At 74.1% G+C, this 19,206-nt stretch carries 12 protein-coding genes; 2 read left to right on the forward strand and 10 right to left on the reverse strand.

What is annotated here, in order from left to right:
* Nucleotides 1-149: 149 nt before the first annotated feature.
* The 4 genes from CRV15_RS05615 to CRV15_RS05630 form a co-directional block, all read right to left on the reverse strand.
* Entirely contained in the window at nucleotides 150-2,105 is a 1,956-nt protein-coding gene (locus CRV15_RS05615; protein ID WP_009997695.1) for an acyl-CoA dehydrogenase family protein, read from the reverse strand.
* Between the two features lie 282 nt (nucleotides 2,106-2,387).
* Nucleotides 2,388-3,833 carry an aldehyde dehydrogenase family protein gene (locus tag CRV15_RS05620; RefSeq protein ID WP_003957224.1) on the reverse strand — a complete coding sequence of 482 codons (1,446 nt, stop codon included), beginning with the start codon at nucleotides 3,831-3,833 and terminating at the stop codon, nucleotides 2,388-2,390.
* Between the two features lie 113 nt (nucleotides 3,834-3,946).
* Nucleotides 3,947-5,536, reverse strand: coding sequence for a PucR family transcriptional regulator (locus tag CRV15_RS05625; protein WP_009997693.1), 1,590 nt, complete (start codon nucleotides 5,534-5,536; stop codon nucleotides 3,947-3,949).
* Nucleotides 5,537-6,523: 987 nt separating this feature from the next.
* A complete protein-coding gene (locus tag CRV15_RS05630) occupies nucleotides 6,524-8,764 on the reverse strand; it encodes a type IV secretory system conjugative DNA transfer family protein (RefSeq protein WP_009997691.1) in 2,241 nt (746 codons plus the stop codon).
* A gap of 381 nt (nucleotides 8,765-9,145) precedes the next feature.
* On the opposite strand from CRV15_RS05630, the gene gabT reads away from it, so the two are divergent.
* Both gabT and CRV15_RS05640 read left to right on the forward strand, forming a co-directional pair.
* Entirely contained in the window at nucleotides 9,146-10,480 is a 1,335-nt protein-coding gene (gabT, locus tag CRV15_RS05635) for a 4-aminobutyrate--2-oxoglutarate transaminase (protein WP_003962040.1), read from the forward strand.
* 328 nt (nucleotides 10,481-10,808) lie between these two features.
* Nucleotides 10,809-11,654, forward strand: coding sequence for a phosphatase PAP2 family protein (locus tag CRV15_RS05640; protein ID WP_078564570.1), 846 nt, complete (start codon nucleotides 10,809-10,811; stop codon nucleotides 11,652-11,654).
* On the opposite strand, the gene CRV15_RS05645 is transcribed toward CRV15_RS05640, so the two are convergent.
* The 6 genes from CRV15_RS05645 to CRV15_RS05670 form a co-directional block, all read right to left on the reverse strand.
* Nucleotides 11,605-13,449 (reverse strand): chitinase, encoded by a 1,845-nt coding sequence (locus CRV15_RS05645; protein WP_003962038.1) that lies wholly within the window; start codon nucleotides 13,447-13,449, stop codon nucleotides 11,605-11,607. The two genes, CRV15_RS05640 and CRV15_RS05645, sit on opposite strands and share 50 nt — an antisense overlap.
* 591 nt (nucleotides 13,450-14,040) lie before the next feature.
* Nucleotides 14,041-14,541 carry a hypothetical protein gene (locus CRV15_RS05650; protein WP_003957220.1) on the reverse strand — a complete coding sequence of 167 codons (501 nt, stop codon included), beginning with the start codon at nucleotides 14,539-14,541 and terminating at the stop codon, nucleotides 14,041-14,043.
* Between the two features lie 164 nt (nucleotides 14,542-14,705).
* On the reverse strand, nucleotides 14,706-16,121 hold the full coding sequence (locus tag CRV15_RS05655; RefSeq protein WP_003962037.1) for an NAD(P)/FAD-dependent oxidoreductase: 1,416 nt from the start codon (nucleotides 16,119-16,121) through the stop codon (nucleotides 14,706-14,708).
* Nucleotides 16,122-16,170: 49 nt separating this feature from the next.
* Nucleotides 16,171-16,986, reverse strand: coding sequence for an ABC transporter permease (locus CRV15_RS05660; protein WP_003957218.1), 816 nt, complete (start codon nucleotides 16,984-16,986; stop codon nucleotides 16,171-16,173).
* Nucleotides 16,986-17,921: an ABC transporter permease gene (locus CRV15_RS05665; protein ID WP_003957217.1), complete on the reverse strand. Its 936-nt coding sequence runs from the start codon at nucleotides 17,919-17,921 to the stop codon at nucleotides 16,986-16,988. Before CRV15_RS05665 ends, CRV15_RS05660 begins: the two co-directional genes overlap by 1 nt.
* Nucleotides 17,918-19,138 (reverse strand): ABC transporter ATP-binding protein, encoded by a 1,221-nt coding sequence (locus CRV15_RS05670; protein ID WP_003962036.1) that lies wholly within the window; start codon nucleotides 19,136-19,138, stop codon nucleotides 17,918-17,920. Before CRV15_RS05670 ends, CRV15_RS05665 begins: the two co-directional genes overlap by 4 nt.
* Between the last annotated feature and the right edge of the window lie 68 nt (nucleotides 19,139-19,206).

Here is a 19,206-nt window from a genome sequence, read left to right on the forward strand (position 1 = left end):
CCGTACCGGCGCGGGCGGGGGGCGCAATCCGGACGCGCCGGTGCGCCGCCGGGGGACGGCGGGCCCGCACGCGCCCCGGGTCCGCCGCCGTGGCCCCGGAGGTCATCCGGGCTCCGGGGCCGCGGGGCCGGGGTGCCGCGCCGTCACCCTCAGCGGTCCGGGTGGACGGGGCGGTGGACGTTCGGGAGGACGGAGGGGCCCGGTTCGGTCTCCGCGATCCAGGGGCCGTCCCCGCTGGGGTCGACGATCCCCTCCTCCAGCCAGGTGTACCGGCCCGCGAGCACCCCGTCCACCACCCTGCGGTCGATGTCGTCGGTGTTGGACCAGAGCCGGTCGAACAGCTCGTCGGCCCGCAGCCTGGCCTGGCGGCAGAAGACATCGGCGAGCTGGTACGCCTCCCGGCCGCGGCCCCCGCCGCCGCGCAGCAGCTCCGCGCGGACACAGGCGGCGCTCATCGCGAACAGCTCCGCGCCGATGTCGACGATCCGGCCGAGAAACGCCTGTTTCCCCTCCATCCGGCCCTGCCAGCGGGACATGGCGTAGAAGGTGGAACGGGCGAGTTTGCGGGAGGCGCGTTCGACGTAGCGCAGATGGACGGAGAGGTCGGCGTGGCCCGAGGGGTGGAACTCCCCGTACGCGCCGGGGACCCGGCCCGCTCCGGTGACCAGCTTGGGGAGCCACCGGGCGTAGTAGGCGCCGGCCGCCGCGCCCGCGCGCGCCTTGTCCCCGAGGTTCTTGTCGGGGTCGATCAGATCGCCCGCGACGGTGAGATGGGCGTCGACGGCCTCCCGGGCGATCAGCAGATGCATGATCTCGGTGGAGCCCTCGAAGATGCGGTTGATGCGCAGGTCCCGCAGCATCTGCTCGGCCGGTACGGCGCGCTCGCCCCGCGCCGCCAGCGAGTCGGCCGTCTCGTACCCCCGGCCGCCGCGGATCTGCACCAGCTCGTCGGCCATCCGCCAGGCCATCTCGGAGCCGTAGAGCTTGGCGATGGCCGCCTCGATCCGGATGTCGTTGCGGTCCTCGTCCGCCATCTGGGAGCAGAGGTCGAGGACGGCCTCCAGGGCGAAGGTGGTGGCGGCGATGAAGGAGATCTTCGTACCGACGGCCTCGTGGCGGGCGACGGGCTTGCCCCACTGCTCACGGACGGCGGTCCACTCGCGGGCGATCTTCAGACACCACTTGCCCGCGCCGACGCACATCGCGGGCAGCGAGAGCCGGCCGGTGTTGAGGGTGGTCAGGGCGATCTTCAGACCGGCGCCCTCGGGGCCGATGCGGTGGGCGGCCGGGACCCGGACCCGGTGGAAGCGGGTGACGCCGTTCTCCAGGCCGCGCAGGCCCATGAAGGCGTTGCGGTGCTCGACGGTGACGCCCTCGCTCGCGGCCTCCACCACAAAGGCGGTGATACCGCCCCGGTGGCCCTCGGAGCGGGGCACGCGGGCCATCACGACCAGCAGATCGGCGACGACGCCGTTGGTCGTCCACAGCTTGACGCCGTCGAGGAGGTAGTCGTCCCCGTCGGGGACGGCGGTGGTGGCCAGCCGGGCCGGGTCGGAGCCGACGTCGGGCTCGGTGAGGAGGAACGCGGAGATGTCGCCCCGGGCGAGCCGGGGCAGAAAGGTGTCCTTCTGCTCCTGGGTGCCGAACAGCTTCAGCGGCTGCGGCACCCCGATCGACTGGTGCGCGGAGAGCAGCGCGCCGATCGCCGGGCTCGCGGAGCCCACCAGGGCCAGCGCCTTGTTGTAGTACACCTGGGTGAGGCCGAGTCCGCCGTACGCGACATCGGTCTTCATGCCGAAGGCGCCCAGCTCCCGCAGTCCCTCGATCACCTCGTCGGGGATCTTCGCCTCGCGTTCGACGCGGGCGCCGTCGATCCGGGTCTCGCAGAACGCGCGCAGCCGGGTGAGGAACTCCTCGCCCCGGCGCCTGTCGTCGACGGCGGGCAGCGGGTGGGGGTGGATGAGATCGAGCCGGAAGCGCCCGAGGAACAGCTCCTTGGCGAAGCTGGGCTTGCGCCAGTCCCGCTCCCGCGCGGCCTCGGCGACCTGCCGGGACTCACGTTCGCCGACCTTGGGACGGGGTTCCTTCTCCAGTGGTGCGGTCATGGGGTCCACCTCGCCGCGCGTCGGGGAGCCGGGGTCCGGTCCCGCGCGCTCCCGGGCGGGCCGGGGCTCGGGCCGAGCCCTGTACCGGCTGGTACCACTCATCCGTAGTACCTGATTCCGGCGGGCTCCACCAGTGGCCCTGGCGCAGTCGGGCGACGCCGGAGGGTGACCGTCCGGTTCCCTGGGGCGGGCAGCTCCCGACGGGAGACGGAGAACGGCCGGAGCCCCCGCACAGTCGGGCTCCGGCCGTGGTCCCTCAGCGGGCCGCGGGCACGCCTCCGGTCACAGGGCGAGGCCGGTGAGCACCAGCACCCGCTCGTAGGTGTAGTCGTCCATCGCGTACGCGACACCCTCGCGGCCCGTGCCGGACTGCTTGGCCCCGCCGTACGGCATCTGGTCGGCGCGGTACGAGGGGACGTCGCCGATGATCACGCCGCCGACCTCCAGGGCGCGGTGGGCCCGGAACGCGGTCCGGACGTCGTGGGTGAAGACACCGGCCTGGAGTCCGTACACGGAGTCGTTGACCGCCGCGAACGCCTCGGCCTCGCCGTCCACCCGGCTGACGGTGAGGACGGGGCCGAAGACCTCCTCGCAGGCGAGGGTGGTCCCGGCGGGGAGGTCGGTGAGGACGGTCGGGGCGTAGGTGGCGCCCTCGCGCACCCCGCCGGTGAGCAGCGCGGCACCGGCGGCGACGGCCTCGTCCACCCAGGACTCGACGCGCCGGGCGGCGTCCTCGCTGACCAGCGGGCCGACGTCGGTCGCGGCGTCCGAGGGGTCGCCGGTGACCTGGGCCTCGACGGCGGCGACGATCTTCGGCAGCAGCCGGTCGTACACCGAGGTGTCGGCGATGACCCGCTGGACCGAGATGCAGGACTGGCCGCCCTGGTAGTTGGAGAAGGTGGCGATGCGGCTCGCCGCCCAGTCCAGGTCCTGCTCGCTGTTCCAGTCGCCGAGGACGACGGCCGCGCCGTTGCCGCCCAGCTCCAGGGTGCAGTGCTTGCGCGGCACCGAGTCCATGATCGCGTAACCGACGGGGCCCGAGCCGGTGAAGGAGATCACCGGCAGCCGCTCGTCCTGGACCAGGGCGGGCATCCGGTCGTTGGGGACGGTCAGCACCGACCAGGAACCGGCCGGGAGGTCCGTCTCGGCCAGCAGCTCGCCGAGGATCAGCGAGGAGATCGGGGTGGCCGGGGCGGGCTTGAGGATGATCGGGGCGCCCACGGCGATGGCGGGGGCGACCTTGTGGGCGCTGAGGTTCAGCGGGAAGTTGAACGGCGCGATGCCGAGGACCGTGCCCCGGGGGATGCGGCGGGTCAGCGCGAGCCGTCCGGTGCCGCCCGCGTCGGTGTCCAGGCGCTGGGCCTCGCCGCCGTTGAAGCGGCGGGCCTCCTCCGCGGCGAACCGGAAGACGGACACGGCGCGGCCGACCTCGCCCCGGGCCCACTTGATGGGCTTGCCGTTCTCGGCGGAGATCAGCGCGGCGATCTCCTCGGTGCGCTCGGCGAGCCGCCGGGAGACATGGTCGAGGGCGGCGGCGCGGATGTGCGCGGGCGTCGCCGCGAACTCGTCCCGTACCGCGTGGGCGGCGGCGACGGCCTCCTCGACCTGCTCGGGGGTCGGGACGGAGACCGTGCCGACGAGACGCCCGTCCCACGAGTTGGTGACGTCGAAGGAGGTCTCGCCGGTGGCCTGGCGGCCGGCCAGCCAGAAGGCGTGGGTGGAAGTCATGTCCCGGCCCTTCCGAGGGGTGGAGTAACGGGTATGGGGGTGCGTGCGACCACGGTAGGACCGGGAGGGCGGAACGGTGTCTGTCCAGGGTGGAGTGGTCGGCCGGGCTTCTCCTACGGATTGGCAGGGGGGACCCGTCGCGACGGTGCCGGGGCCGGGGTGGTCTTGAGGGCGAGCCACAGCTCCATCCGGACGTCCGGGTCGTCGAGGGAGCGGCCGAGGATCTCCTCCACCCGGCGCATGCGGTAGCGCAGGGTGTGCCGGTGGACCCCGAGGTCGGCCGCCGCCGCGTCCCACTGGCCGTGGCGGGAGAGCCAGGCGCGCAGGGAGGCCACGAGATCGCCGCGGCCGGTCGCGTCGTGCTCGTACAGATCCCTGAGCATCCCCTGCGCGAAGGCGCGGACGGCGTCGTCGGCGAGCAGCGGCAGGATCGAGCCGGTGGCCAGCTCCTGGTGCTCGACCAGGGCGGTACCCCGGCGGCGGGCCACGGACAGGGCCTGTTCGGCCTGCTGGTAGGCGCCGGCCGCGCCGCTCGGCCCGGCGGGGGCGGAGAGTCCGAGCACCGTGCCCGGCTCGTCGGCCCCCCGGACGGCGGCGAGCCGCTCGGTGAGCACCGCTCCCCCGTCGACGGCGAGCACCACGAGCCGGTCCCCGCCCTCCGCCACGGTGAGCAGGGGTTCGCCCGCGCGGTCGGCCGCGGCCTCCAGCGCGTCGGCGAGTTCCCGCAGTGGGCGGGGCGCGGTGGGGTCGGCGCCCGCGGGGCCCGCCGCTTCGGCGATCAACAGCCGGAACGGCGCGTCGAGCAGGCTGCCCCACAGGTCCCCCGCCGCGGTGCGGGCGTGGTCGGGCTCCCCGGAGAGCAGCATGCCGAGCACGGCAGCGCCGAGCCGCCGCTCGGCGTCGTGGAGGGAGCGGGAGCGCTCACCGGTCAGGGTGAGCAGGGCGACGGCGGAGTGCACGGCGTACCGCTCCGCCGTGCCGAGCGGTGCCGCGGTGCCGACCGCGAGCACGCCGCGCACCTGGCGTCCGCTGCCCAGCGACTGGAGTTCGACGCGGTCGTCCCCGGTCTCCGCGACCACGGCGCTCATCGGGGCCGGGCGCTCCCGCAGCCGTTTCACCTCGGCGGTGAGCCGGGCCGCGCGGCGGGCCGCCCACTCGGGCGCGGCGGCGGTGACGGCGCCGGAGCCGTCGTACACCGCCGCCCAGCCGTCGACATGGGCGGCGAGACGGGCGACGACCGCCGCGGGGCCACCCGCCAGCGCCGCCCGGGTCAGTTCCCGCTGCGCCTCGAAACCGGCGGTGACGGCGCGGTACTGGTCGGCCGCGATGGCCGCCGACACGGCCTTGCTGATGGCCAGGAACGGGGTTCTGCGGGGCACCGCGAGCAGCGGGAAGTCGGCCTCCGTGGCGGCGGTGACGAGCGCGTCGGGGATGTCGTCGTAGTGGACGCCGATCGCGAAGCCGAGGCCGACGACGCCCGCGTCGGCGAGGCGGCGCACATAGCGGCGCATGGCCCCGGGGTCCCGGGCCTCCAGGGTGGCCGCGGTGACGAGCAGCAGCTCGCCGCCCTCCAGATAGGGGACGGGGTCGGCCAGCTCGCTGACGTGCGCCCAGCGCACGGGGGTCGCCAGCCGTCCTTGACCGGCGCGGACGGTCAGCCGGAGCGCCGAGTGCTGGACGAGGGAGGCGAGGGTGGGCGGCATGGGACCTTCAGGGGGCGCCGGGCCGGGGCGGGGGCTCCACGGCATCCCGCGGAGCCGGCCGCCGCACCGGCCGATTCGGGTCGGGTGGGTCTGCGGTGACTTTTCATCCGTTCCGTATGAACGGCATGAGTCGATTCTGCCAGCTCGTAGCGGTGCGGGAGGTCGTCCGCCGCCGGGCCCGGCGGGGCGCCCGGGTGGCCCGCCCCGGCGCCGGGGGGCGCGACGCCAGGGCACCGCGCGCGGGCGCGACGTCACGGACCGCGGCCCGGAGGCGCCGGCACGACAGCGGCACCCGCCGACCCGAGGAGCCGGACCGGCCGATCGGCGGGCGACCCCCTCACGGGAGGAACCGCACGAGGAACCGCACAGGGACGTCCCCACACGGCGGAGCCCTCCACCCGACGCGCCCGGTGGGTGCGGGAGCCGCCGACGGAAGGGACGGCCGTCCACGACGCGCCCGGCCGCCTGCCGCCGGGGCCGGGGAGGACGCGGCACCAGGGGCACCGCGCGCGGACGGAGCGTCACGGATCGCGACCCGGAGGTGCCGGACCGACCGGTCCGTGGACGACCCGCTCACGGGCGAAGCCGCGCCCGGGGCCCCACGTGGCGGGAACGCTCCACCGGGGCGCCCCGCCCGGACCGCCGGGTCCGAGGGGGGGCGGGAGCCGCCGACGGGCGGGCGAGCCCGCCGCCGACGTGGGCCCGGCGACCCGCCGCCGGGCCCGGGGAGGACGCGGCGTCAGGGCACCGCGCGCGGGCCGAACGTCACGGATCACGGGCCGAGGACGCGGACACGCCGGCGGCGCCCGCCGACCCGAGGAGCCGGACCGGCCAGGGCACGGGCACTCATGAGGGGTCCCTCGCACGGAGGAGCCCGCCACCGACGTGGGCACGGCACCAGGGCCGGGCGTGCGGGCGCGGCGCCGTGGACCGCGAGCCGGGAGGACGCGCCCCGGTGGGCCGGGTGGCGGCCGCGAGGAGCGGGGTTCAGGTTCTGAGGTCCACCAGCAGGGGTGGCGCGCTGTTGCCCCGTACATCGGTCAGCGAGAGCACCGCGTGCCCGGCGGGCACCTTGTGGGCGAGGTCGGAGGGCGACCAGCGGGCGCGCTCGACCTCCCGGACGGTGATCGCCTCGGCGGTGGTCGCCTTCCCCGTGACCAGTCGGCGCATCAGATGCAGCGCCTTGGTGAGGGGCTCGTCGGTGATGATCTGGCGGTTGGTGACATCGCGGGTCTGCACCAGCTCGGTGCCCCACGCGTCGGCGAAGCGGTTGCCGTCCCCGGGGGGGAGCCCCGCGAAGGCCATCCGGCAGCCGACCGCCCCGAGCAGCGGTCCGCGCAGGGGCTCCGGGACGTCCTCCAGGGTGCGCAGGGCGAACAGGACCCCGGCGTTCGCGGAGCGCAGCCGCTGGACGGCGCGCACCGAGTCGGCGGTGACCGTGGACAGCGCGTCGTCGAGGACGAGCGCGGCGAACAGGGAGCGGTCGGTGCGGGCGAGCGCGGCCTCCGTGAACTGCGCGAGGACCAGCCGGGCGACGATCCGGGAGGCTTCGGCGTGGCCCCGTTCGGGAAGGTCGATCCGGACCCGCAGCGGATGGCCGATGGCGCGCGGCGAGAACGGGCGGCCCCCGCCGTCGGTGCGGAAGGTGCGCGCGAAGGCGGGCCGGTCGAGCAGGGCGATCCGTTCGGCCAGCAGGATCGCGATGTCGTCGGCGCGGGCCGCGAGCCGCGCCCTGGCATCCAGCTCCCGCAGATGGGCCGCGGCCTCGGGGCCGCTCCGCCGGAGCAGCGCGTCCCGCAGCGCGGCGAGGCCGTCGGGCGCCCCTCCGAGCAGTTCCCGCAGCTCGGGCACGGAGGGGAAGTGGCCGCGGACGGCCCGGTAGGGGCCGATGAGCTGGGCGAGCGCGGTGGCCGCGCGTCCGTGCTCCGCGCCGGGCCGACCGGTGGCGAGATCGCCGATCAGCGCCTCGGCGAGGGTCCGGGCGGCCTCGTCGGGGTCGTCGGTGCCGCCGTAGAGGTCCAGCTCGTGGGGGGCGTCGGGGCGGCCGACGGCGAGGACGAGGTCGAAGGCTTCGTCGGGGGCGAGCGCGGAGCCCTGGGCGGTGACCACCACGACGGCGGCGCGGTTGGCGAGCGCCAGCAGACACAGCGACTCCACGACGGGCCGCACCAGCCGGACGCTCTTGCCCGCGCCGGAGGGGCCGACCGCGAGCAGGGAGGTGCCGAGCAGCGCGGGGTCGAGGGCGACCCCGGTGGTACGGCGGTTGTAGGGGTTGCGCGGGTCGTCGGCTGCGGTGCCGATGCGGACCTGTCCGGTGGCGAGGTCGTGCAGCGCGGCGCGGACGGGGAGGTCGCGCAGCCCGGAGGGGTGGGCGCAGGCGGCGGCGCCCCGGCCGCGCACGGAGTCGGTGAACGTCGGCAGCAGTCCGGGCTGGGCCTGGACGCTCTGCCAGGCGTGCCGGATCCGTGCGTAGTCGACGTCCCCGAGGGCGCCCCCGTGGGTCTCGGCGGTCAGCCGGTCGGCGGCCTCGGTGAGCCCGGCGGCCCGCAGCTCGGGCCAGTCGGCGGGGTCGGCGGGGGGCTCCGGCGCGGCGGCCCGTCCCCCCTTCCCGTTCACCGTTCCGTCCGGGTGTCCGCCGGGTCCGCGGCGTACGGCGGGCCAGCGTCCCGCCCGGCCGACGACGGCGACGAGGGCGACCCCGAGCAGGACGTAGTAGAGGTTCGACAGCCAGAGGAGTCCGGTGGTCTCCCGGGGCATCTCGCGCCAGAAGCCGGGCAACACGAAGAAGAGCGGCCACAGCGGGACGCCGTAGCGGCGCCAGACCTCGGCCCAGTTCCCGACGCGTCCCATCCCGACCGCGAGCAGGCCCACGACCAGTCCGTAGTAGAGGTAGGAGAGGACGGCGTACAGATCGAAACGGGCGTGCTCGGGGGCCGTCCACGCGGCGGGGGTCAGCCAGGCCAGCGGCAGCGTCCACCAGCTGTCGATGAAGATCCACCATCCGTCGAGATAGCCGTTCCAGAGCAGGGACCAGAGCAGCCACCCGACGAGGAACGCGATGAGCGCCCCGGCGGCGAGCTGCCGTCCGGGGACCAGGTCGGGTTCCTCGTCGGGGCGGGGCACATGGCCCGGCCGCCAGACGCCGGGCGCCGCGGCCGGACGCGGGGTGCGGAGCCAGTCGACGACGGCGGGGCGGGTGACGGGCGGGTGCGCGGGCGGGGCGGGCACACCGGCGCGCGGCTCACCGCGCGGCTCACCGGGCGGCGGTGGGGCGTGTCCTGGCGGTGCCGGTACGTGGGGGGGCGCCGCCTGGGGGGGCACCGAGGGAGGCGGAGTGCCCCGCCCCTCGTACGCGCCCGCAGCATCCGTGCCCGCAGAATCCCTGTTCATCTGAACCGCTGCCCCCTGACCAGCCAGGCCCGCCTCTGTGCACGGTCAATCTAGTGCCCCGGCCGCGCCTATGTCCGGTGCGGACAAGGCGACGGGCCCCAACACTCCTGAACGGAGCATGCCCACCGCTCCCCCGCCGCCCTAGCCTGCGCATAACGACATCGAGTGCGTCCACGACCCCCGGATCTCCGCCAGATCCCGAACCACCCAGGAGCCCCCATGAGCGCCGTCCCGCAGGAGCGCCGCGTCGTCACCGCGATCCCCGGACCGAAGTCGATCGAGTTGCAGGCCCGCCGTACCGCCGTCGTCGCGGGCGGCGTGGGGTCGGTGCTGCCCGTGTTCACGGCGCGCGCCGGGGGCGGGATCATCGAGGACGTCGACGGGAACCGGCTGATCGACTTCGGCTCGGGCATCGCCGTCACCAGCGTGGGTGCGAGCGCCGAAGCGGTGGTGCGCCGGGCCTCCGCGCAGCTCGCGGACTTCACCCACACCTGCTTCATGGTCACGCCGTACGAGGGCTATGTGGAGGTCGCCGAGGCGCTGGCCGAGCTGACCCCGGGCGACCACGCCAAGAAGTCGGCCCTCTTCAACTCCGGCGCCGAGGCCGTGGAGAACGCGGTCAAGATCGCCCGTTCGTACACCAAGCGCCAGGCGGTCGTCGTCTTCGACCACGGCTACCACGGCCGGACCAATCTGACGATGGCGCTGACGGCGAAGAACATGCCGTACAAGCAGGGCTTCGGCCCGTTCGCGCCGGAGGTCTACCGGGTGCCGGTGGCGTACGGCTACCGCTGGCCCACGGGTGCCGAGAACGCGGGCGCCGAGGCGTCCGCCATGGCGATCGACCAGATCAGCAAGCAGATCGGCGCGGAGAACGTGGCCGCGATCATCATCGAGCCGGTGCTCGGCGAGGGCGGCTTCATCGAGCCCGCCAAGGGCTTCCTGCCCGCGATCGCGCAGTTCGCGAAGGAGAACGGCATCGTCTTTGTCGCGGACGAGATCCAGTCCGGCTTCTGCCGCACCGGCCAGTGGTTCGCCTGTGAGGACGAGGGGATCGTCCCGGACCTGATCACGACCGCCAAGGGCATCGCGGGCGGCCTTCCGCTCGCGGCCGTCACCGGCCGCGCCGAGATCATGGACGCCGCGCACGCGGGCGGCCTGGGCGGCACCTACGGCGGCAACCCGGTGGCCTGCGCCGGTGCGCTCGGCGCCATCGAGACGATGAAGGAGCTGGACCTCAACGGGAGGGCCCGCCGCATCGAGGAGGTCATGAAGGCCCGCCTCGCGGCGATGCAGGAGAAGTTCCCGGTGATCGGCGAGGTCCGGGGCCGCGGTGCGATGATCGCGATCGAGCTGGTGCAGGACCGCGCCACGAAGGCGCCGGACGCCGCCTCGGCCGCCGCGCTGGCGAAGTTCTGCCACGCCGCGGGGCTGCTGGTACTGACCTGCGGCACCTACGGCAATGTGCTGCGCTTCCTGCCGCCGCTGGTGATCGGCGAGGACCTGCTCAACGAGGGCCTGGACATCATCGAGCGGGCGTTCGCCGCGCTCTGAGCCCGCGCCGGGGCCCCGCGCCGGAGCTCCGAGCCGTCGCGCGCGCCGAGTCATGTGCTGAGCCCTGCGCCGGGCCACCCGCTTCCGGGGTCCCGCGCTCCGCGTTCGTCCGCCCGGTGGCTCCGGCCCCCGCTCCGGCCCTCGCTCTGACCTGGGCAGGGGCCGGGGAACGGGCGCTGCGGCGCGCCTCGCGGCCATCCGCTGGAGCGGACCGGTACCGTCCGCTCCGGCGGAACGGAAGGTACCTGTGAAGAAGGTGTGGGGGGGCGATGGCGGGATGGAGATCCGCCTGTCGGTTCCCCCGCTGCCTGCCGTACGGTTTCTGCAGATGAGAGAAACACCCCGCTCGCAGGAGACTGCGGGCGACGCCGGGACGGAGCCTCCCCAGCCCCGTTCCGCACGTGCCCTCGCGCACACCGCCGGAGCTTCGGGCTCCGGGACTCCTCACCGATCGGATGGCCGCTCGTCCCACACCCCCCGGGGCGTGCGGCGGCCCGGTCCCACCGGCCGCTCCGGAACCGTCCCCCCTGTTCCGGAGCGGCCGGTCTTTCGTGTCCTCCGCTCCCGCCCGCTGTGGGCCGCCCTGTGCGCGCTGCTCTTCGCGCTGGTCACCTGGCAGGTGGTCGTGGACGGGCCGCTGCGCCGACTGGACGAACGCGCCGGGCGCGCGCTGTTCGGCCGCGGCCCCGAAGGGCTCACCGAACTCCTCGCCGACCTCGGCTCCCTCGCCGTCGCCCTGCCGGTCCTCGCGCTGGCCGCCGGATACACACTGTGGCGGGAGCGAGGACAGCGGCTGGACGAGGTGGTCGGCGCCGCCGTCGCGATGGCCGCCGTACCCGCCCTCGTCGTCCCGCTGAAGGCGCTGACCGCCCGCCCGGGACCGCTGACGGACGCCACCGGCCACTACCCCTCCGGGCACACGGCGACCGCCCTCGTCGCCTACGCGGGGGCGGCCCTGCTGCTCGCCCCGTACGCGGGCGGGCCCGGCAGGACGGTGCCCGCCGCCGGGGCGCTGACCCTGGCGACGGGCGTCGGTCTGGTGCTGCGCGGCTACCACTGGCCGCTGGACGTGGTGGGCGCCGTACTGCTGTGCACGGCCCTGCTGCTCGCCGTGCGGACGGCGGTCAGCTCCAGGGGTAGGCGTCGAAGTTCCGCGAGAACTGCCACTGGTTGAAGCGGTCCCAGTTGATGGACCACGTCATCAGTCCGCGCAGCGCGGGATAGGTGGAGCGCGGCCGGTAGCTGCCGCAGTCGGTGCCCTTCGTCAGACAGTTCAGCGTCCGGTTCACCTCGGCGGGCGCGGTGTGGCCGTTCGCCGCGTGGGTGGCGGCCGGGAGGCCGATGGCGACCTGTTCCGGGCGGAGCGGCGGGAAGACCCGGGACGGGTTGCCCGCCACCGGGAAGCCGGTGAGCAGCATGTCGGTCAGGGCGACATGGAAGTTCGCGGCGCCCATCGAGTGGTACTGGTTGTCCAGGCCCATGATCGGTCCGGAGTTGTAGTGCTGGACATGGAGCAGGGTCAGATCGTCCCGCAGCGCGTGGATGACCGGGAGGTACGAACCGGCGCGCGGGTCCTGGCCGCCGAACGGGCCCGAGCCGTAGAACTGGTAGCCGAGCTGGACGAAGAACGTCTCCGGCGCCATGGTGAGCACGAAGTCCCGGCCGTACTTCGCCTTGAGGGTCTTGACCGCCGCGATCAGGTTGACGACGACGGGGGTGGTCGGGGCGCGGAAGTCGGTGTCACCGGTGTTGAGGGAGAGGGAGTGGCCCTCGAAGTCGATGTCGAGCCCGTCGAGCCCGTACTCGTCGATGATCCGTGAGACCGAGGTGACGAACGCGTCCCGGGCGGCGGTGGAGGCGAGCTGCACCTGGCCGTTCTGGCCGCCGATGGAGATCAGCACCTTCTTGCCCGCCGCCTGCTTCGCCTTGATCGCCGCCTTGAACTCGGCGACGGACTCGACGTTCGGGCACTCGGTGGCCGGGCAGAGCGAGAAGCGGATGTCGCCGGAGGTGACGGAGGTGGGTTCGCCGAAGGCGAGGTTGATGACGTCCCAGGAGTCGGGGACGTCCGCGAGCCGGGTGTAGCCGGAGCCGTTGGCGAAGCTGGCGTGGAGATAGCCGACGAGGGCGTGCGGCGGCAGTCCGCCGCCGGTGCCGCCGCTGGTGGTGGTCGCGGTCACGGCGGCCGACCGCGCCGACTCGCCCGCGGTGTTGGCGGCGCTGACCTGGAAGGTGTACGCGGTGGAGGGGGCCAGTCCGGTGACCGTCGTCGAGGTCCCGCTCACGGAGGCGACCCGGGTGGCGCCCCGGTAGACGTGGTACTCGGTGGTGCGGGCCGCGGGGGTCCAGCTCAGCGGTACGGAGGTGGAACCCGGCGATCCGGCGGCGAGCCCGGTGGGGGCGTCGGGCACCCGGACCGGTTCGCCGCCCGGGCCGAAGAGGGAGATGTCGTCGGCGTGGTAGGCGGCGGTGCCGTACCAGCCGTGGGTGTAGAGGGAGACGGAGGTGGTTCCCGGGCCGGTGCGGAAGGTGGTGGTGAGCTTCTGCCAGGCGGGGGCGGAGGGGGTCCAGGCGTAGGCGTCGGCGGTGCCGGTGCCGGTGACCCCGAGATAGGCGTAGCCGCCCTGGACCCAGCCGCTGAGCGTGTACGCGGAGTTGGGCTGCACGGCGACGGTCTGGGTGCAGCGGGCGTTGTCCCCGCCGGTGGGGGTGGCCTTCAGCGCCGAGAGTCCGCTGTGGACAGGGGTGGTGACGGCGGCCCCGGTCCCCCCGCTGCAACTCCAGCCGGTGAGTCCGGCCTCGAAGCCTCCGTTGACGGCGAGTTCGGTGTCGGCCGCCGTCGCAGGGGCGGCCGACACGAGGGCGCCGCCCGCGGCGAGGACGACGGCGGCGAGGACGGCGGTCAGCCGCTCGCGGGCCCGGGCCCGGCGGGGGGCGGCGCCCGCGGTCCGGTGTCTGGTGCGTTCCACAACTGCCTCCGAGCGTGGGGGGATGGAAGTGGGAGCGCCGTCAATTTGGTCCAGACCAATGGGCTTGTCAAGACCTCGTGCAGCCTTTCGCCGCCCCGGCCCCTTGCTGCGCCGCCCCGTCCGCGCGCCTCCCTCCCACGCACCGGCGGCGGACGGCGGGGGAAGGGGCCGGAGGGGGCCGGATGCCGACGGGGGCTCGCGGACGGTCGGCGGAGCGGCCGTGGCGGGGCTCGCGAGCCGTCGGCGGAGCGGCTGTCGGCGACTCCCGCGGACAGTTGTCGGCGGGGGCGCGAACCACCGGCGGAGTTCCGTGGGCCACCGGGCGGAGTTCCGTGGACGATCCGCCCGGCCGGACCCCGACCGAAGGGCCCGGGAGGCCGGGAGGCCGGGAGGCCGGGAGGCCGGGAGGCCGGGAGGCCGGGAGGCCGGGAGGCCGGGAGGCCGGGAGGCCGGGAGGCCGGGAGGCCGGGAGGCCGGGAGGCCGGGAGGCCGGGAGGCCGGGAGGCCGGGAGGCCGGGAGGCCGGGAGGCCGGGAGGCCGGGAGGCCGGGAGGCCCGCGCCGCAGCCGGCGCGGCGCGGGCCCCGCGCAGGTCATCCGCTCCAGGGCCCGTCACCGCCCCCGTACCACGGGTCCTCGTCCCGTTCCTCGGCGCGCAGGGCCGTCGCCTCGTGCATCGCCAGCTCCAGCACCGCCGGGTCGCTGAGGGTGCCGGAGCCGTCCGGCGGGACCACCCAGCGGATGCCGCCGCCGGTGGCCCGGCCCGGGTGGGGGACGACGATCCAGGCCCCCGCCCCGGCGCCGCGGACACCGGTGCCGACCCACCGCGCGGCCGTACCGGGCGGTACGAAGAAGCCCAGCCGGGTGTCGCCGAAGTCGGCGAGCACCGGGCCGGGCCTGCGCACCAGCCGCTGGAACACCCCGAGGGTGCCGTGCCCCAGCTCCCCCGGGAGGATCAGTACGTCCCAGCGGTCACCGGCGGGCAGCAGGGTGATCCCCAGGGGACCGCGTTCCCACTCCCGTCGGCAGGCGTCCGGGTCGGGCGCCACCGATACCAGCCACTCCACCGCCGTCTTGAGCCCCGAGCCGGCCATCGTCCGGCCTCCGTCCTTCGTCCCGTGCGCGTGAGCGCCTTCACCGGGGTGAGAGGGGCGCGGGCCGCGGGTATGACGCGGGTTGGGGCACCGGCTTCAGTGAAGTGCGTCACCGGGCCCGGGGCGGGGCGTACGCCGGGGCCGGGCGGCGCGGTGACCGGGCGTCAGCTGTCGAAGCCGAGCCCCAGCCGGTCCAGCGTCCGCAGCCAGGCATTGCGCCGTCCGCCATGGGCGTCGGCCCTGGCCAGGGACCACTTGGTCAGTCCGATCCCGGCCCAGGCGGCCGGTTCCGGCGGGAACGGCAGCGGCTTGGTGCGGGTCATCTCCAGCGCGGTGCGCTCGGTGCGCTCCCCCGCCAGCAGATCGAGCATCACCTCGGCGCCGAAGCGGCTCGCGCCCACGCCGAGCCCGGTGTAGCCCGCCGCGTAGGCGACCCGGCCCCGGTGCCCGGTGCCGAAGAACGCCGAGAAGCGGGAGCAGGTGTCGATGGCCCCGCCCCAGGCGTGGGTGAACCGCACCCCCTCCAGTTGGGGGAAGCAGCGGAAGAAGTGCCCGGCGAGGGTGAGATAGGTCTCGGGCCGCTGGTCCAGTTCGGCGTTGAGCCGGCCGCCGAAGGGGTAGACGGCGTCGTAGCCGCCCCACAGGATCCGGTGGTCGGCGGTGAGCCGGAAGTAGTGGAACTGGTTGGCCGCGTCCCCGAGGCCCTGCCGCCCCCGCCAGCCGATCCCCGCGAGCCGTTCGGGGCTCAGCACCTCGGTCATCAGGGCGTAGTCGTAGACCGGGACGGTGTACGGCCGCACCCGGCGCAGCAGCGAGGGGAAGACATTGGTGCCGAGGGCGACCCGGCGGCCGATGACCCTGCCGTACGGGGTGCGCACCGCCATGCCCGCGCCCGCCGCGGCGAGCCGCAGCCCGCGGGTGTTCTCATAGATCCGCACACCCAGGGCGAGGCAGGCGCGCTTGAGGCCCCAGGCGAGCTTGGCCGGGTGGAGCATCGCGGTGCCCCGGCGGTCCCACAGGCCGCCGAGGAAGGTCGGGGAGTCCACCTGGGCCCGCATGGCGTCCCGGTCGAGGAGTTCCAGCCCGTCGCCGAGGCCGAGCCGCCCGGCCTGCCCGTACAGCTCCGCCAGCTCGGTCAGATGGTGCGGACGGGTGGCGACGTCGATGGAGCCGGTACGTTCGAAGTCGCAGTCGATGGAGTGGTCGGCCACCGCCCGTTCGATGGCGTCGAGGTTCTCCTCGCCCAGGCGTTCCAGGGCGGCGATCTCACCGGGCCAGCGGGCCAGGCCGTTGCCGAGGCCATGGGTGAGGGAGGCGGCGCAGAAGCCGCCGTTGCGGCCGGAGGCGGCCCAGCCCACCTCGCGTCCCTCGATGAGGACGACATCGCGGTCCGGGTCGCGCTCCTTGGCGAGCAGCGCGGTCCACAGTCCGCTGTAGCCGCCCCCGACGACGAGCAGATCGCACTGCTCGTCGCCGGTGAGCGCGGGCAGGGGTTCCGGCCGGGCGGGGTCGTCCAGCCAGTAGGGGGTCGGTGTGGCATCGGCAAGGGATGGGGCAAAGGTCATGGCGTTCGGTGCCATGGTTTCCACTCCTTCGGTGTCCGCTGCGGCCGGGCCCTTGCTCCGGCTGCTAGCGGGCGCTGGGTGCGCTGTTCTTTTTTCGGCGGTCGGCCAGGAGCTGCCCGGCGACCACGGTCAGTACGGCGATGACGAACATGGCCGTACCGATGACATTGATCTGTACGGGGGTGCCGCGCTGGGCGGAACCCCAGACAAACATGGGAAAGGTGACGGTGGAGCCCGAGGTGAAATTCGTGATGATGAAATCGTCGAACGAGAGCGCGAAAGCGAGCAGCGCGCCCGCCGCGATACCGGGTGCGGCGATCGGCAGGGTCACCCGCAGAAACGTCTGGACGGGGCCCGCGTAGAGATCGCGGGCGGCTTCTTCGAGCCGGGGGTCCATGGTGAGCACCCGCGCCTTGACCGCCACCACGACAAAGCTGAGGCAGAACATGGTGTGGGCGATGAGCACGGTCAGCGGGCCGAGTTCCGCGCCCAGGTTGAGGAAGAGCGTGAGCAGGGAGGCGGCCATGACCACCTCGGGCATGGCCATGGGCAGGAAGATCAGCGCGTTGACGGCGCCCCGCGCCCGGAAGCGGTAACGGGCCAGCGCGAAGGCGATCATCGTGCCGAGCACGGTGGCCCCGAGCGTCGCCCAGAGGGCGAGCCGGAGCGAGAGGGTGAGCGAGCCGCAGAGGTCGGGGACCCCGCACGGATTCCGCCAGGCTTCGGTGGAGAACTCCTGCCAGGAGTAATTGAATTTCCCGGCCGGCCGATTGAAGGAGAACACCATGACCACGATGTTCGGCAGGATCAGATAGGCCAGGGTGAACAGCCCCGCGACAACGGCTACATGGCGCCGCAACCAGGCCAGAAGTGATGCCATCAGACCAGGTCCTCCGTTCCCGCGCGGCGGATGTAGAAGGTGACGATCAGCAGGACGACGGCCATCAGGAGGAAGGACAGGGCAGCCGCGGTCGGATAGTCGAGCACCCGCAGGAACTGCGACTGGATGACGTTGCCCACCATTTTGGTGTCCGTCGAGCCGAGAAGTTCGGCATTGATGTAGTCGCCGCTGGCCGGAATGAAGGTCAGCAGGGTGCCGGAGACGACCCCGGGCAGGGAGAGCGGAAAGGTCACCGTGCGGAAGACGGTCACCGGGGAGGCGTAGAGATCGGCCGCCGCCTCGTGCAGGCGCGGGTCGATCCGTTCCAGCGCCGTGTACAGCGGCAGGACCATGAAGGGGAGGAAGTTGTAGGTCAGCCCGGTGACCACGGCCAGCGGGGTGGCCAGGACCCGGTCCCCCTCGGTCATGCCGAGGAAGGCCGTGAGGTCGAGGAAGCCGGTGGTGCCCAGGAACTCCACCACGGGACCGCTGTCGGCGAGGATCGTCTTCCAGGCCAGCGTCCGGATGAGGAAGCTGGTGAAGAAGGGCGCGATGACCAGGACGAGCAGCAGATTCCGCCAGCGTCCGGCCCGGAAGGCGATGAGGTGGGCCAGCGGATAGCCGAGCAGCAGACAGAGCGCCGTGGCGGTGCCCGCGTACAGGACCGAGCGGACGAAGTGGGGCCCGTAATCGGTCAGGGCGTCCCAGTACGTCGGGAAGTGCCAGGTGACCCGGAAGCCCTCTTCCAGGGAACCGGTCTGGACCGAGGTCGACGCCTGGTAGACGAGCGGCAGCAGGAAGAAGACGACGAGCCACAGGACGCCGGGGAGCAGCAGCCAGTAGGGGACGAGGGCGCGGCGCAGCGGCGGTCGGTGGACAGCGGGCGGGGGCGACCCCGCTGTCCCGGCGGCGGTGGGAGTGGTGGTGCCGGTCATGCGCGCTCCCCCGCGCCCGCCGTGGCTCCGGCCCCGGTGTCCGCGGCGGGCTCAGCCTCCGGTCCGGTGCCGGGCTCGGACTCCGGTCCGGTGCCGGGCTCAGCGTCGAGTCCGAAGGTGTGGACGGGGTTCCAGTGCAGGACGACGGGGGCGCCGGGGACCAGGCGGGTGTCGCGCTCGATGTTCTGCGCGTACACCTCCAGCCGTTCACCGGGCGGGCAGACGGGGCTCTCGACGAGATACTGCGTGGAGACCCCGAGGAAGCCGGCGGCGGCGACGGTCCCGGAGAGCCGGTTCCGCCCGGCGGGGACGGTGTCCGCGTCCTCGGCGCGGACCAGCGTGATCTTCTCCGGGCGGACGCCGACGAGCAGCCGCTCACCGGCGCGGGGGAGCCGTGCGCAGCGGTCGGCGGGCAGCCGGAGGGTGGTGTCACCGGCGGTGGCGGCGATCTCGCCCCCGGCGGTGGAGACGGCCGTCGCCCCGATGAGGTTCGAGGTGCCGAGGAAGCGGGCGACGAACGGTGTGCGCGGCGTCTCGTACAGCTCGGCGGGCGCGCCGAGCTGCTCCACCCGGCCGCCGTTCATGACCGCGACCGTGTCGGCCATGGTCAGGGCCTCCTCCTGGTCGTGGGTGACATGGATGAAGGTGATGCCGACCTCGGTCTGGATGCGCTTGAGTTCGAGCTGCATCCGACGGCGGAGCTTGAGGTCGAGCGCGCCGAGCGGTTCGTCGAGCAGCAGCACCTGGGGGTGGTTGATCAGGGCGCGGGCGACGGCCACCCGCTGCTGCTGGCCGCCGGAGAGCTGATGGGGTCTGCGGCCCGCGAGATCGCCGAGCTGGACGAGGTCCAGCATCTCCGCGACCTGCTTGCGGACGGAGCGGATGCCGCGCCTGCGCAGCCCGAAGGCGACGTTCTCGTGGATCGTCAGATGCGGGAAGAGGGCGTAGCTCTGGAAGACGGTGTTGACGGGGCGCTTGTGCGGCGGGACCCGGGTGACGTCGCGGTCGCCGAGGAGGACGGCGCCGGTGGTCGGGTCCTCCAGCCCGGCGATCATGCGCAGGGTGGTGGTCTTGCCGCAGCCGGAGGCTCCGAGGAGGGCGAAGAAGGTGCCCTGGGGGACGGTCAGGTCCAGGGGGTGCACAGCGGTGAAGGAGTTGCCGTAGGTCTTGCTGATCCCCACGAGGCGGACATCGCCGCCCGCTGGTATGTCGGTCATGGGTCGTGGTCCCAGGGGTCGCGGTTGAACGGGGGGCGGGCGCCGGGCGCCGATGGGCGGTGCGGGGC

Origin of the sequence: Streptomyces clavuligerus (assembly GCF_005519465.1) — a bacterium.
Lineage (GTDB): Bacteria > Actinomycetota > Actinomycetes > Streptomycetales > Streptomycetaceae > Streptomyces > Streptomyces clavuligerus.

Coding starts and splice junctions, on each gene's coding strand:
- CRV15_RS05615 (WP_009997695.1), bottom strand. CDS start 2,105: ATGACCGCACCACTGGAGAAGGAACCCCGTCCCAAGGTCGGCGAACGT.
- CRV15_RS05620 (WP_003957224.1), bottom strand. CDS start 3,833: ATGACTTCCACCCACGCCTTCTGGCTGGCCGGCCGCCAGGCCACCGGC.
- CRV15_RS05625 (WP_009997693.1), bottom strand. CDS start 5,536: ATGCCGCCCACCCTCGCCTCCCTCGTCCAGCACTCGGCGCTCCGGCTG.
- gabT (WP_003962040.1), top strand. CDS start 9,146: ATGAGCGCCGTCCCGCAGGAGCGCCGCGTCGTCACCGCGATCCCCGGA.
- CRV15_RS05640 (WP_078564570.1), top strand. CDS start 10,809: ATGAGAGAAACACCCCGCTCGCAGGAGACTGCGGGCGACGCCGGGACG.
- CRV15_RS05650 (WP_003957220.1), bottom strand. CDS start 14,541: ATGGCCGGCTCGGGGCTCAAGACGGCGGTGGAGTGGCTGGTATCGGTG.
- CRV15_RS05655 (WP_003962037.1), bottom strand. CDS start 16,121: ATGGCACCGAACGCCATGACCTTTGCCCCATCCCTTGCCGATGCCACA.
- CRV15_RS05660 (WP_003957218.1), bottom strand. CDS start 16,986: ATGGCATCACTTCTGGCCTGGTTGCGGCGCCATGTAGCCGTTGTCGCG.
- CRV15_RS05665 (WP_003957217.1), bottom strand. CDS start 17,921: ATGACCGGCACCACCACTCCCACCGCCGCCGGGACAGCGGGGTCGCCC.
- CRV15_RS05670 (WP_003962036.1), bottom strand. CDS start 19,138: ATGACCGACATACCAGCGGGCGGCGATGTCCGCCTCGTGGGGATCAGC.